This window comes from Marinobacter halophilus (genome assembly GCF_003007685.1).
GTDB lineage: Bacteria > Pseudomonadota > Gammaproteobacteria > Pseudomonadales > Oleiphilaceae > Marinobacter > Marinobacter halophilus.
Genome location: NZ_PXNN01000017.1, coordinates 718,968 through 732,659, shown reverse-complemented (window position 1 = coordinate 732,659; position 13,692 = coordinate 718,968). Strand labels below are relative to the sequence as shown.

The window sequence follows — 13,692 nt, the reverse complement described above, 5'->3', positions numbered from 1 at the left end:
CGATGCTGCGATATCGCGACTTCTTTCCGCTGGCAGCAGACCCGCAGTCTCATGCGGGTCTGGGTAAGGGGGTTCGGTTGAGTGATGCCTTGCCGTTGGGCATTCTGGTGACCGACCGCGAAGGCAAATGTCTCTACAGCAACGAAGCCTATCAGAAACTCTGTGGCTGGAGTGGCGATGAGCTGACGGGATCGCATTGGAGCGCGGTCATCCATCCGCAGGACCACGCCAAAGCGATCCAGCATTGGGATGCGGCGGTGCTTGGGCACGAAGCTTTTTTGTGTGAGTTCCACTTGAAGTGTATGGACGACAAAACAGTCTGGGTGCGGCACAACGCGGCCTTGTTAACGGACAACATACCGGGCGAGGGTTATGTGCACACGGTGGAAGATATCAGCGTTTATAAAGCTCATGAGCGGGCCAGAAAAAAGGCAGAGGAAGCGCTTTTCGAGGAGAAAGAACGGGCACAGGTAACCCTGGACTCTATCGGCGATGCGGTGTTGAGTACTGACATGCACGGCCGGGTGTCGTACATGAACCTGGTGGCAGAAACCCTGACTGGTTTTAATCGCCATGAAGCCATCGGCAGACCCTTGGGCGAAATTTTCCGGGTGGTCGATGCGGATACCCATTTGCCAACCGATGATCCTGCACGCCGAGCCATTCAGTCAAACAGCATTGTGGCGCTTGAGGCAAACGCCTTGCTGGTGGCCCGAAACGGCTCAGAGCTGGCCATTGAAGACTCGGCCGCACCGATCCACAATCGCTACGGCGCAGTTATCGGAGCGGTGATTGTGTTTCATGATGCCCGTTTTTCCCGGGCAACCACCGCCCGCATGGAGCATCTGGCGCAGCATGATGTACTTACCGGATTGCACAACCGCAACGCCTTTTATGAGCGATTTGACCAGTCTTTGGCCCTGGCGCGGCGCCATGACAAACAGATGGGTCTGTTATTCATTGACCTGGATAACTTTAAAACCGTTAACGACCTTCTCGGTCACGATATCGGCGACCGAATTCTGGTGGCGCTGGCGGACAAGCTGAAATCATCCGTCAGGACAACGGATACGGTATGCCGATACGGTGGCGACGAATTTGTGGTGTTGCTGGGCGAGATTGCCCAACCTGACCATGCCTACGCCGTTGCCGATAAAATCCGGGAGACCGTCGCTGTGCCCATGACTATCGGTGGCCATGATGTGGCGCTGCAGCTAAGTATCGGAGTGAGCGTGTTTCCGGACCATGGACAGACCGCTGATGAGCTATTGAAAAAAGCGGATACGGCAATGTATCGGGTCAAGGCATCTAATCGCAGGCCTGACCCAGAGAATTTGTTACTCGCTCACGAGTATCAGCAACAACTGATCTGAGGTTTGATATTGCCGACGACCAGGCGGTCAGTTTCACGCTTGACCACTGAGTAGCACTCACAGCATAGCTCCTCTAGCCCTGGTCGGTTAATGACGCGGATATGACCACGATGGTATTCGATAATTCCCAGGTTTTGCAGTTTGCTGGCGGCTTCGGTGACGCCTTCGCGGCGAACGCCAAGCATGTTAGCGATCAGTTCCTGGGTCATTACCAGATGATTGTCCGGGAGACGGTCCAGCGATAACAGCAACCAGCGACACAATTGCTGGTCAATCGTGTGGTGGCGATTACACACGGCGGTTTGGGACATCTGGGTGATCAGTGCCTGGGTGTAGCGCAGTAACAGCATGCGCGCTTCTGTATGGTTGTTGAACTCGGTCCGGAGCTCCGCAGCAGGCAAGCGATACATGGACCCCTTGCTCTGGACAACCATCCGGGTGGGGGTGCTCTCACCGCCCATAAACACCGCAATGCCCGCCATGCCGTCGTTGCCTACCACCGAAATTTCGGCCGAGGCGCCAGTGAGCGTGACGTAAAGCAGCGAAATGATGCAATTGGTCGGAAAATAGACAAATTCAATTGCCTGGCCTGATTCGTAAATGACATCGCCCAGCTTTACCTCAATCAGTTTCAGGTGAGGAAAAAGCCGTGTCTGGGCACTAGTCGGCAGGGCAGCCAACAAATAGTTCTGTCGGGGATGAGTCGGTGTGTCTGACAAAGTTGCCTCCCTGGCTAAGCTGTCATTGAAGTGGATCTGAAGATCGGCGACAGCCTGTACTACACACGCCAACAATGATTCTAATTTAGCACATAATGAGTATTCAAGCTTCAACAATAAATGGGGCAGCCCCCCACCCCATAGGCCAAACCCCAAGCACTTTGCTTTAACCTGACACATACGAAAAAGGGCCTGTCTGAAGACAGGCCCTTTTTCGTTTTGAATCTGGTCGGGACGGTAGGATTTGAACCTACGACCCCTTGCACCCCATGCAAGTGCGCTACCAAGCTGCGCTACGCCCCGATTCGCCGTAAGTCACCGAGTAAAACTTGAGAGTAATCTCAGTGGCTTAGCGGGAGCGAAGTCTACACCAGCCCATCAAAAAAATAAACAGGTGGCTGGCGTTTTTTCTTGGGCCGTTAACGCAGTTTGGTTTCTCTCAGTTTAAGGATGAATTCCGGCGGCTCGAAGGTGTCTGGTCGGGCGTCTGCCCAGTATTTATCGAACACGGTCAGCCCGATTTTGCCCTTGAGCAAAGCACCGGGTTCGAGGAACGGAAACAGATCCAGATAGGTGTGTACCTCGGTTTTAGATACCCGTCTTACAATGTGTTCCGGGCCCAGTTCGGAGGGGTGTCTCAGCCCGGAGGCCTCAAGCAGGTTTTGCAGCGCGTCCAGGGTGTTGCTGTGAAAGTTGAACACGCGTTCGCTTTTCAGCGGAACGTCCAGTTTGTTGCCGCGTCGCGGATCCTGGGTTGCGATGCCGCTGGGGCAGCGGCCGGTGTGGCAGTTCAGGGCCTGGATGCAACCCAGGGCAAACATGTAGCCGCGTGCGGAGTTACACCAGTCTGCGCCCAGCGCCAGGGTGCGTGCGATGTTGAAGGCTGAGGTGATCTTGCCGGCAGCGCCTATGGCAATGTCTTCGCGCAGGTTGGCGCCCACCAGGGTGTTGTGCACCAGCAGCAGGGCTTCGGTCATTGGCATGCCGAGTCGGTTAATGAACTCCAGCGGAGCGGCCCCGGTGCCACCTTCACCGCCATCCACCACAATGAAGTCCGGTTTTTTGCCAGTCTTCAACATGGCTTTGACGATAGCGAACCACTCCCATGGGTGGCCGATGGCCAGTTTGAAGCCCACTGGCTTGCCGCCAGAAAGCGTGCGTAGCTGGTCAAGAAACTCGAGCAATTCAATTGGGTTGGAGAAGGCCGAATGGCTGGCGGGAGATACGCAATCTTCACCGATCTGAACGCCACGGGCTTCGGCAATTTCCTCGGTTACCTTTTCACCGGGGAGTATGCCGCCGTGGCCCGGTTTTGCCCCTTGAGATAGTTTGACCTCTATCATTTTTACCTGATCCAACCTGGCATTTTCCTCGAACATAACCGGGTTGAAGCTTCCATCTGGATGTCGGCAGCCGAAATACCCGGAGCCGATTTCCCATACCAGGTCGCCGCCGGGCTCCCGGTGATAACGGGAAATAGAGCCCTCTCCGGTATCATGATAGAAGGCGCCTTTTTTTGCTCCGGCATTCAAACTGAGAATAGCGTTGGCGGACAGTGAGCCGAAACTCATGGCAGAGATGTTGAAAACGCTGGCGCTGTAAGGCCTTTCGCAGTGTTTGCCAATGACAATTCGAAAGTCGTTGGAGCCTATCCTGGTAGGGGTCAGCGAGTGGTTCATCCACTCATAACCCTCATCGTACATGCCAAGTTGGGAGCCAAACGGGCGCTTGTCCAAGATGTTTTTGGCGCGCTGGTAAACTATGGTGCGCTGTTCCCGGGAGAACGGTTGCTCTTCGGTATCAGATTGAATGAAATACTGCCGGATCTCTGGTCCGACCGACTCAAACAGGTATCGAAAATTGGCCATGATCGGGTAATTTCGGCTCACGGTATGGCTGCGTTGCAGAAAGTCTCGTGTGCCGAGGGCCGACAGGGCGGCAAAAATGGCAGGGAAAATATAGCCGGAGCCCGCCCAGAGTGACAAGGGCAGGGAAACGATCAAGCCAGTGATGCTGAGAGCATAAGCGGAATACCGAAGGGGAAACGTTGTCGTTTTCGCCATGGAAGCCTCTTGAGATGAGAACGAGTTTGGTATGTTTATGGATTTCAGCCAAAGTTGTTACGAATCCTGGTGGATTGGGGATTTGTTCGCCTTAAAACAGTAAAAACCTTGGGTTCGGTAAACTGGTCTACGCTTTTAAAGGAGATTTTGACAGGTATCGGATTTTGATGTTTTGAGTTCAAAGTAATAAGATGGCCGGCTTGTAATGTTTGAAGCTAAATTCACGGTTACATGACCGGAACGAATATTCAGTAGTCACACCAGATCAGGAGGCTCCCACGTGGGCAAGGTAGTGAAAGACGAATATCAGACGGACTATGTCGCAGGCCAAGATAATATCAGGCCCTTCGGTCTCGATCTTCATAACTGGGTTTTTCCGGTAACAGCAGTCCTTGTTTTGCTGTTTGTCGTTGGAACCCTGATTTTCCCCTCAGCCGCCAAAGAAATGCTCGATGGTCTCAAGTGGGACATTATTGGCATGTTTGACTGGTTTTTCCTGCTTAGCGCCAATATTTTTGTGGTTGTTAGCCTGGCGCTGATTTTCATGCCTGTTGGCAAAATCCGGATAGGTGGTCAGGAGGCAAAGCCCGAATTCTCCAGAATGTCGTGGTTTGCCATGCTGTTTGCTGCCGGTATGGGCATCGGGTTGATGTTCTGGGCGGTGGCAGAGCCGGTAGCCTATTATACCGGGTGGTATGAAACCCCGTTTAACGTGGAGGCCAACACGGCGGAAGCCCGGAACATGGCGATGGGGGCAACGCTTTATCATTGGGGTCTGCACCCTTGGGCGATTTACGCGATTGTTGCGCTGTCGTTGGCGTTCTTTGCCTACAACAAGAATATGCCACTGACAATCCGCTCGGCGTTTTTCCCGTTGTTGAAGGATAAAGTGTGGGGCTGGCCGGGCCACATTATTGACGTGCTGGCGGTGGTTGCCACCATCTTTGGTCTGGCAACGTCTTTAGGGTTTGGTGCCCAGCAGGCCGCGTCCGGCCTTGATTACCTGTTCGGGATTGGTGCCGGCATCAATGTACAGATGGCCATTATTGTCGGGGTGACCTTACTGGCGTTGATTTCCGTACTGCGAGGCCTGGACGGCGGCGTCAAGGTTCTCAGTAACATCAACATGATCACCGCCGGTGTGTTGCTGTTCTTCGTAATCTTCGCGGGCCCAACCCTCGCAATTGTTGAAACCATCTGGATCACCTCATCAATGTATGTGTCAAACGTGGTGCCACTCAGCAACCCGTTTGGTCGTGAGGATGAGGCCTGGGTTCATGGTTGGACCGTATTCTACTGGGCCTGGTGGATCTCCTGGTCGCCGTTTGTCGGCATGTTCATCGCGCGGGTTTCCAAAGGACGCACGGTCAGGGAGTTTGTGACCGCGGTACTGATTATCCCGACCCTGATCACCACGGTGTGGATGAGCGCTTTTGGTGGTTCTGCGCTTGAGCAGATTCAGCAAGGTGTGGGTGCGTTGGCGGACGAGGGTTTGACCAACGTGTCTCTGGCTACGTTCCAGATGTTCGCAAACCTTCCGTTAACCGAAATAGTTTCGTTTGTGGGGATCGTGCTGGTACTGGTGTTCTTTGTAACGTCTTCGGATTCCGGCTCGCTGGTGATCGATAGCATTACCGCTGGTGGTAAAACCGATGCACCGACTGCGCAGCGTGTGTTCTGGGTAGTAATGGAAAGCGCTATTGCGGCGGCCCTGATCTTTGGCGGAGGCGATGATGCCCTGGGCGCTATTCAGGCCGTGGCTATTAGTGCCGGTTTGCCGTTCACGGTAATACTGCTGATCATGACCTGGGGCCTGCTCAAAGGCCTTACCCAAGAGCGAAAGCTGATGTTGCAGCGAGGCGAGTTACTCTGACCCGCCAGCTTGCATAAAAAAACCGGAGCATTTTGCTCCGGTTTTTTTATGCTTCAGGATTGTTCAGTGCTTGCCAAACGCTTCCATGGCGTAATGTACTCGTTCTCTGGGGCTGAAGTGCGGGCGCTTGAGTGCTTCGATATTGGTTAGTCTGGGCAGCAGGCCTTCACCATTGGCCATCTGAATGGCCAGTCCTGGTCGGGCATTAAGCTCAAGCAGAAGCGGTCCTTCATTGGCATCCACCACCAGGTCAACACCCATATAGCCAAGGCCGGTTGCCTCGTAACATCTGGAGGCCATCTCGAGCATGTCCTCCCAACCGTCAATCTTTATATTCTCCAGTGGCAATCCTGTGTCTGGGTGCAGGGTAATGGGCCGATTGAACTGAACTGCATTGAGGCTGCGGCCGGTGCTGAGGTTAAGACCAACGCCAACGGCACCCTGGTGCAGGTTGGCCTTGCCGTCCGACGCTTTGGTTGCAAGCCGGAGCATGGCCATCACTGGATAGCCCTGGAAAATGATGATGCGGATGTCCGGAACGCCCTGAAAAGAGAACTTCGCGAGGGCAGGGGATGATTGCACCAGGCTCTCAATAATGGCGACATCCGGGGTTCCTGCCAGGGAATACAGGCCGGCGAGAATGTTGGTCAGATGGCGCTCAAGCATGGCGACGGAAATCCGCACGCCTGAGGCTTTGACGAAGTTGTCTTCATCGCGCCCGACAATGACGGTAATGCCTTTGCCGCCGGAGCCCTTGGCGGGCTTGATGGCAAAGCCGTCGAGGTCTGCTGACAACTCGCGAAAGTGGGAAATTTCATGTTGCTGGCGCACAATCTGCAGCAGTTTTGGCGTTTTCACGCCGTACTCGCTGACTGCCAGCTTGGTTTTCAGCTTGTTGTCGACCAGAGGGAATGATGACCGTTCATTGTACCGGCCAATGTAGCCCACATTGCGCCGGTTCATGTTCAGTATGCCCAGTTTTTTCAGTTTGCCCGGAGAGATCCAGTCCATATCAGTCGTAGACCTTCATCGGAGTGAAGCGACGCAACTCGCTGAGCTTGTAGCCGGTGTACTGGCCCATCAGCAGAATCACACCAAGCACCACCAGGTGCAGCTCCGGAAAGTTGAAGGTCAGATGGCTGGCCAGCGAGGTGCTCATGACCAGATAGGCGCAAATGGCCACAAACAAGCTGCCACTGCCTTGAGCCAGTACCTCCCGGGCGCCTTCCTCTTCCCACAGTATGGACATACGCTCGATGGTCCAGGCAATGATGACCATCGGGAAGAAGGTCACCGTCATGCCGGTATTGAAGCCCATCTGATAGCCGATGATGCTGAGCCCGGCGGTAATGAAAATGACCAGAATGATCAGCGCCGAGATCCGGGACACCAGCAGCAGGTTCAGGCTTGAGAGATAGCCCCGCAACACCAGGCCAATGGCCACCACTGACAAGAAGGCTATCAGCCCCGGCACCAGAGTGGTCTGGACAAACGCCACCGCAATCAGCACCGGCATGAAGGTGCCGGACGTGCGGATGCCAATCACGATGCGCATGAAAGCGACAATCAGGGCGCCCAGGGGCAACAGGAGTAGCATTCGGAACATGCTTTGTTCTTCGATCGGGAGCTGATAGAACCCGAGTACCCCCAGCCCTTTCTGGTTCGCTTCCAGCGTTGCTAATTGCAGTGCGGGCACGGTTTGCCTGAGCATGGAGAAGCTGACCTGAGAGTTGCCGCCACCAATCACATCCAGCAGAGATTCCGCGCCCTGGCGCCAGAGCAGCAGATTTTCCGGAACACCCTGTTCGGCAGTTCTCGGATCAAAGGTAAGCCAGCGTTCGCCGTTGTGAATCTGCAGGAAAGGCATTAGCTGCTGACGCCGGCGGGCATCTTCCAGCTTCAGGCCGTCGGCCGTGCGAGCGGGAATGCCGGTGTGATTGAGCATATGAACCAGCAGCTGCAGGTAGTTGTCATCAGACACCAGCAAGGTCGTGTTCTGGGTACGGCTGTCTGGCTGTAACAGCTGGATCAGCTCGCGGGTGAGGCTTTCCGGGGAGCTGGAGCGCTCGGTGGCTTGGCGCAGCAGCTCCCGCACCGCGGTTGCCTGGGGCTCTTCCCAGAATGCCGGGGTGGGTCTTGGTTTTCGGGTAAGGGCACTTTCGGTGGCGGATTCCTCGGGTACAAACTGCACCTTGAAGTACAGCGTTTGCGGCCCGGACACCTCGCGCTTGGTCCACTCGGCCCGACGGCTGGCTGAGGTTTCCAGAACCGAGAAGCCGTAACCAGGAGAGGCCGCCTGCTCGGTCAAAATGCTGAAGCCAGGTGGTTGCTCGGGGATGTGCAGGCTAACCTGAGCGGCTTCGTTAAGGCCTTCAAAATCGACGCGGGCTTCAATCATCCAGACCGGACGTTGTTCCCCGGTCATCCAGGGCACGCCAAGTTCGATATGTCGCCAGGTGGCGATGCTGATGCCGGCTGCGATTAACAGGAAGACGAAGACGTAAAACGGTGCTCTGGAGCGCACGATCATGAGTCATCCCCGGTTGTGGCGCGCTCACGGTAGGAGTCAGGGAGTTCAGTGGCAAATTCCTTGCCGACGTCTATCAGCATCACGTCTCGCAGAATGTTGCGTCCGATGAGGACTTCGTAGGTAAGGTTGGCGCGGTCGGCGAGGGTGAATTCGGCGACCTGTTGATGGTCGCCGATGGCAAACTGGAGCTCGACCACCACCCGGCGTTCGGCTTCTTCGGCGCTGGCCTGGATAACCCGAACCCGGCGAGAAATTTCCCGCTCCATGGTCGCCCATTCGCCGTCTGCTCCGGGCACCGGCACCTCAAAACGTACCCAGTTGCCGCCGTCGCGCTCAAAGCGCTTGACGTTGCGGGCGTGAATCGATGAGGTTTCGGCGCCGCTGTCAATGCGAGCGGTGTAGATATGCCCGGGACCGGCCAGATAAAACTTTTCCAGTTCACCCACAATGACCTTGCCTTTAAGCCGATCGGCCCGGCCCCGATCTTCCGAGACGCTCGGGCAGACCGGTTGGACTGCAGGCGGGCACGATGGCCGTTCTACCTGGGTACTGATGGCGTCAAGAATGGACTGGGTGGCAGTTTGGTTGTGCTGAAGCAGTTGCTCCTGCCGAACCGTTGCGTTGTTTTCCATGGTGACCAGAGTGGCCCTCTGGGTATGCACGGCCGCCCTGATGTCTTCTACTCCGTCCTTGGGAACCATGAAGTATCGATCTGCAGAACAGCCGGCAAGCACAAGCGCCAGCCCCGGAATCGCGAACATGATAAAACGCCGAGGCCGGAAGAACTTGTAACCCATTTAATTCCCCTGAAAAGGCTGCCGGACACTTGTGTAAACCCGGCAAGCGCGCAGCCGTTGAATGTGTTGCTGAGACAGGCGACAAAGTATACTACAACACACGTGTTCAGATACTTTACAGTTGGTTAAGGCCCGCAGGTCAGGCTCAACGCTTTACGCGACGGTCCTGACCTAATGCGGTTTCGGAGCGGAGAAATTCCTGGATAACCGGTGAGCAGTTCAGGTAGAACAACAAAAGCTCTCGCTGGATGTCCTGATCCTGAATCCGGGCGGCAAAACCGATCACATCTTTCAGGGTATGATCGCTGACCCCGGTGTGTTCCGGCACGGCCATGGTCTTGCCATAACGACGTTTAAGCAGGTGGGTGAGGCGCTCAAGGTGGAACTCGCCGGTGTGGGTGATATGTGGAACAACGCGAACGCCTTCGGCTCCGGAGTTGCGCATCTCGCCTTCGGCAGACGCCATGTCATCGGCCTGCATGAAGTCTGCGCCTAACTTTCTCCAGAGTTCTTTGAGCATGTGCTGGGCCCTGCCTTGGCGTGTTTGAATCGATCGATTCAGGTGCCGTTAAAAGATCCGTTTAACCCTTTTAGTGGAATTTACGGTGGCCGTCCAGAACTGGATTCCAGCTCTTTTCTGAAATGCCAATCAGTCGAGCCGCAAACTGCGAGGACCGTTGATTGTAAGGAGTTAACGGGCACAAAGTTGCGTGCTTGCGGTAAACTGTGGCGTTCTGATTTTCGTTCCGAACCCGTTGCAAAAGGAGCTGTCCGCTGTGGTCGACGTTTTGACCAATCTCATGGAGACCCGCCCGGAATGGCTGGCAAACTGGTTTGTGGTGGGCCTGGCTGCGGGTATTGCCGCACTTGTCGGGCTGGTGTGGGCGATGGTCATGATTCGCCGGTTAGGCCATGCCAATGAGCGGCAGGCGCAGGAGGTGGTGCGCCAGGACGACACCATGCGAGACGCAGAGCAGGCCCAGGCTCTGCAGCATCAGCAGATCAGCCATCTTGAAGCATTAGTGGCCGAGCAGAAACAACGGCTTGTCGAGCGGGACCAGGGGCTTGAGGGCTGGCGCCAGAAAGCCACAGGGCTGGAGAATCGATTGGCGTCGGCGGAGTCTGAGCTGGCGGGGCGGCGTGAACGGTTGGCGCAACTGGAGCAGGAAAACCGGGTGCTCCGGCAACGGGCAGACGCCCTGAGCGAAGACTTCAGCCAACTGAAAATAGAGCTGCGCGAGCAACAGGTCACGCTGGATAAAGAGCGCCGCTCTGCGTCAGAGAAGCTGGAGCTTCTGGAAAAGAACCGGGATGCGCTTAAGCAGGAATTTGAAAATCTGGCGAACCGGATTTTCGATCAGAAGAGCGAACGTTTTACCCAACAGTCAAAAACCAGCCTGGACTCTTTGCTCAACCCGTTTCGCGATCAGCTGCAGGACTTCCGCAAGCGGGTTGAAGACGTCTATACCACTGAAACCCGGGACCGCCAGGCCCTGCGCAGTGAAATCAAATCGCTGCAGGATCTCAACCGCCAGATCACCGAAGAGGCGGCCAACCTGACCCGTGCCCTGAAAGGTGACAAAAAGGTTCAGGGTAATTGGGGAGAGCTGATTCTGGAGCGGGTGCTTGAGCGTTCCGGCCTCAGAAAAGGCGTGGAATACGAAACCCAGGGCAGTTACCGGGATAGCGACAATCAGCTGTTGCGCCCGGATGTGATTGTGCACCTGCCGGATCAGCGCAACCTGGTGGTTGACTCCAAAGTATCGCTAGTGGCTTATCAACAATGGGTGGTGGCGGAGAACGATGGTGCCCGTGACGAGGCCCTGAAACAGCATGTAGAAGCGGTCCGGAATCACATCCGGAGCCTCAGTGAAAAAGACTACAGCCAGCTCAGCGGCCTGCATTCACCCGATTTCGTGCTGCTCTTCATGCCAATAGAGCCGGCGTTTGTGGCGGCATTCCAGCAGGACGAGAACCTGTTCTCAGAAGCCTTCGAACGAAAGATTATTGTGGTGACACCAACCACCTTGTTGGCGACCTTGCGCACCATCGAGAACATCTGGCGTTACGAACGTCAGAGCCAGAACGCCCGGCGTATTGCCGACAGGGCCGGCGCGGTCTATGACAAATTGAGGGTGTTTGTTGAAGCCATGGAACGCCTTGGCAGCCAGTTGCATACCGCCCAGGGAAGTTATGACAGCGCCATGAACACTCTGACCCGGGGCCGTGGTAATCTGATTGCCCAGGCCAACCGGTTTGTTGAACTTGGCGTGCGGGTCAAGAAGGAGCTTCCCAAGGCCATTGTCGATCAGGCTGAGGTGGATGCAGATGACGGCGAGAATGAGAATCAGGAGTAGCGGTATGTTTGCGTTCAATAAGTCCCGGCTGATCTCTGGCCGTTCGTTGCTGGCCGGGATAGTCATGTGCTCAGCTTTGGCGGCGCTTTCGGCGCCGGCGCTGGCATTGGCTCCGGAGCACGAGATCCGGCGACTGATGCTGGCCACAGAAGAGGCCGTAGCCACTGAGCGCTGGGGTGATGCCAGTGAGTACCTGAACCGGCTACAGAAAATGGAAGGCGAGAAGCCTGCCGACTATTTCTTCTACCGGGGCCGCGCCATGCTGCAGGCCGGGCATCTGAATGAGGCCCGTTCAGCGCTGGAAGCCTACGTAACCCGGGCCAGCACCGACGGCAATCATTATCAGCAAGCGCTGAAGCTTATCACGGACATCGAGAAGGAAAGTCGCGCCAGCGTGAGAGCGCTGGCAGACGGCAGTGGTCAGGTCAGAGAGCCTGTGGCGACCATTGAACCTGCCGGTGGACAAGACCTGACCGCGTTGCGTCAACTCTATCTGGCCAACTCGGACCGGGAGGCGTTGACGATCCACCTGAACGCACAACTGGAAATGGCTGGCTGGCGCCGGGATAAAGCGCTGGTTAGGCTGGACCGGCCGGCGGACATCCGGTACCGGGTAAGCGCGAATGACGGCACCCTGAACATTCAGGAAATCACCCGGAACACCGATGACACTACGGTGCAGACATCGTTATCCCTGGCGGTCTTCGGTATCAATCCGCAGCCGCGCTGGGACTGCGAACCGGCCGTTGGTGCTTGCTGGATTTACGACCCAAGGGACGGCTCGCGCCTGTTCCAGTTGGCTCAGAGCCGTAATCAGGTGAATGACATCGCCCTGACCCTGGGGCGGCTGATCCGCAAACTGCAGCAGGGCAGTTCAGGCTCCTGATCACTCCGCCAGGTCACCCCGCTCACCTTCACGCCAGGCGCCCGGGGTGACACCGGTCCACTTCTTGAAGGCTCGGTGAAAGGTCGAGGGCTCGGTAAAACCGACCCGCTCGGCAATGTCGTTGATCGGCAGTTCCTGGTGGCTCAGATAATAGATCGCCATATCCCGCCGCAACAGATCCTTGATCTCCTGAAACGACGTATTCTCCTGCTTCAGCCGCCGCCGAAGCGTTTGCGGACTGGTGTGCAGCTCCTGCGCAATCCAGTCAAAGTCCGGCATCGGTTTCGAAAAATCCCGGCCGATCAAGGCCCGGATGCGGCCAGTCCAGGTGTTGCTTTCATCCGGCCGGGATAACAGGTCGGCCGGTGAGGTTTTCAGAAACTGGCGGATCTCCGGCTTGTCCCGGATGACCGGCGCCGACAGAAAGCGCTTGCTGAAGGTGAGGGCAGTGCTATCGGCTTCGAACACCAGCGGGCAACGGAAAATGTGCCGGTACTCATCGCCGTGGGGCGGGCGTGGGTAATCGAACTCGGCCTTGTCCAGCTCCACCGGCTGGCCGATCAGCCAGCTGCCCAGGCGGTGCCAGATCACCGGAATGCTCTCCCGCAGGAAATAACTCGGGTCGTTAATCTCGCCCTCAATCCGGGTGACCAGCCGGGCGTTATCAGCGTTGATTTCCAACTCCATGCTGACCATCGGCTCGAACAGCCGGGAGAAGTGGAACGCCTGCTGGTAAACCTCTTCCAGCGTCTGGCAGCCGATCACCAGTGCGCACATGGTGGCGAAGGTGCCCGTTCGCGCCTTGCGCGGCCCCATACCCATGAATTCATCACCGGTGCGGTTCCAGATTACCTGCAGCAGCCGGCTGAACTGATCACTGTTTACCCGAGCCATCTCGATGCGCAGCAGGTCGGGAGAAATTCCCGCCTCCTGCAAGATGGCGCGGGTGTCCAGCCCGAGCCGCTCGGCGCCGGTGAGCGCTGCTTCCACAAAATGTTTTGAAACCGTCAGGGTAGACATAACCGCTGCCATCAAGAAGAACGACGTTCATCATAAGTGCCCGGGACGACAATGCAACCACCTGATTTAACGAA

Annotated in this window: 11 protein-coding genes and 1 tRNA gene; 4 read left to right on the top strand and 8 right to left on the bottom strand. The window is 56.3% G+C overall.

Annotated features, from left to right (window positions below; genetic code table 11):
• Positions 1-2 precede the first annotated feature (2 nt).
• Positions 3-1,373, top strand: a complete 1,371-nt coding sequence (locus C7H08_RS17265; RefSeq protein WP_165793980.1) for a diguanylate cyclase domain-containing protein — start codon at positions 3-5, stop codon at positions 1,371-1,373.
• Here the strand turns inward: C7H08_RS17265 and C7H08_RS17260 are convergent.
• The 3 genes from C7H08_RS17260 to C7H08_RS17250 form a co-directional block, all read right to left on the bottom strand.
• Complete coding sequence (locus C7H08_RS17260; protein ID WP_165793979.1) at positions 1,355-2,092, bottom strand: Crp/Fnr family transcriptional regulator; 738 nt, start codon at positions 2,090-2,092, stop codon at positions 1,355-1,357. The genes C7H08_RS17265 and C7H08_RS17260 overlap by 19 nt on opposite strands.
• 226 nt (positions 2,093-2,318) lie before the next feature.
• A tRNA-Pro gene (locus C7H08_RS17255) sits at positions 2,319-2,395 on the bottom strand.
• Positions 2,396-2,511: 116 nt separating this feature from the next.
• Complete coding sequence (locus tag C7H08_RS17250) at positions 2,512-4,155, bottom strand: FMN-binding glutamate synthase family protein (RefSeq protein WP_106673447.1); 1,644 nt, start codon at positions 4,153-4,155, stop codon at positions 2,512-2,514.
• Between the two features lie 280 nt (positions 4,156-4,435).
• Here C7H08_RS17250 and C7H08_RS17245 point away from each other — a divergent pair, with 280 nt between their 5' ends.
• Positions 4,436-6,028 carry a BCCT family transporter gene (locus C7H08_RS17245; RefSeq protein WP_106673446.1) on the top strand — a complete coding sequence of 531 codons (1,593 nt, stop codon included), beginning with the start codon at positions 4,436-4,438 and terminating at the stop codon, positions 6,026-6,028.
• Between the two features lie 63 nt (positions 6,029-6,091).
• On the opposite strand, the gene C7H08_RS17240 is transcribed toward C7H08_RS17245, so the two are convergent.
• The 4 genes from C7H08_RS17240 to C7H08_RS17225 form a co-directional block, all read right to left on the bottom strand.
• Positions 6,092-7,039 carry an alpha-L-glutamate ligase-like protein gene (locus C7H08_RS17240; protein ID WP_106673445.1) on the bottom strand — a complete coding sequence of 316 codons (948 nt, stop codon included), beginning with the start codon at positions 7,037-7,039 and terminating at the stop codon, positions 6,092-6,094.
• Position 7,040: 1 nt separating this feature from the next.
• Entirely contained in the window at positions 7,041-8,558 is a 1,518-nt protein-coding gene (locus tag C7H08_RS17235) for an inactive transglutaminase family protein (protein ID WP_106673444.1), read from the bottom strand.
• On the bottom strand, positions 8,555-9,355 hold the full coding sequence (locus tag C7H08_RS17230) for an ATP-dependent zinc protease family protein (protein WP_106673443.1): 801 nt from the start codon (positions 9,353-9,355) through the stop codon (positions 8,555-8,557). Before C7H08_RS17230 ends, C7H08_RS17235 begins: the two co-directional genes overlap by 4 nt.
• Positions 9,356-9,500: 145 nt before the next feature.
• Positions 9,501-9,875, bottom strand: coding sequence for a hypothetical protein (locus tag C7H08_RS17225; RefSeq protein ID WP_106673442.1), 375 nt, complete (start codon positions 9,873-9,875; stop codon positions 9,501-9,503).
• 439 nt (positions 9,876-10,314) lie between these two features.
• Between C7H08_RS17225 and C7H08_RS17220 the strand changes: the two genes are divergently transcribed.
• Both C7H08_RS17220 and C7H08_RS17215 read left to right on the top strand, forming a co-directional pair.
• The gene (locus tag C7H08_RS17220) at positions 10,315-11,712 is read left to right on the top strand and encodes a DNA recombination protein RmuC (RefSeq protein ID WP_373284932.1); all 1,398 of its coding nucleotides are present in this window, start codon (positions 10,315-10,317) and stop codon (positions 11,710-11,712) included.
• A 4-nt stretch (positions 11,713-11,716) separates the two neighbouring features.
• A complete protein-coding gene (locus tag C7H08_RS17215; protein ID WP_106673441.1) occupies positions 11,717-12,598 on the top strand; it encodes a tetratricopeptide repeat protein in 882 nt (293 codons plus the stop codon).
• Here the strand turns inward: C7H08_RS17215 and C7H08_RS17210 are convergent, their stop codons facing one another.
• Positions 12,599-13,618, bottom strand: a complete 1,020-nt coding sequence (locus C7H08_RS17210) for an AraC family transcriptional regulator (protein ID WP_106673440.1) — start codon at positions 13,616-13,618, stop codon at positions 12,599-12,601.
• Positions 13,619-13,692 lie beyond the last annotated feature (74 nt).

Excerpts from the sequence above, each read along its gene's own strand:
- C7H08_RS17265 (WP_165793980.1), top strand. The coding sequence starts at position 3 with ATGCTGCGATATCGCGACTTCTTTCCGCTGGCAGCAGACCCGCAGTCT.
- C7H08_RS17250 (WP_106673447.1), bottom strand. The coding sequence starts at position 4,155 with ATGGCGAAAACGACAACGTTTCCCCTTCGGTATTCCGCTTATGCTCTC.
- C7H08_RS17240 (WP_106673445.1), bottom strand. The coding sequence starts at position 7,039 with ATGGACTGGATCTCTCCGGGCAAACTGAAAAAACTGGGCATACTGAAC.
- C7H08_RS17235 (WP_106673444.1), bottom strand. The coding sequence starts at position 8,558 with ATGATCGTGCGCTCCAGAGCACCGTTTTACGTCTTCGTCTTCCTGTTA.
- C7H08_RS17230 (WP_106673443.1), bottom strand. The coding sequence starts at position 9,355 with ATGGGTTACAAGTTCTTCCGGCCTCGGCGTTTTATCATGTTCGCGATT.
- C7H08_RS17225 (WP_106673442.1), bottom strand. The coding sequence starts at position 9,875 with ATGCTCAAAGAACTCTGGAGAAAGTTAGGCGCAGACTTCATGCAGGCC.
- C7H08_RS17220 (WP_373284932.1), top strand. The coding sequence starts at position 10,315 with ATGCGAGACGCAGAGCAGGCCCAGGCTCTGCAGCATCAGCAGATCAGC.
- C7H08_RS17215 (WP_106673441.1), top strand. The coding sequence starts at position 11,717 with ATGTTTGCGTTCAATAAGTCCCGGCTGATCTCTGGCCGTTCGTTGCTG.
- C7H08_RS17210 (WP_106673440.1), bottom strand. The coding sequence starts at position 13,618 with ATGTCTACCCTGACGGTTTCAAAACATTTTGTGGAAGCAGCGCTCACC.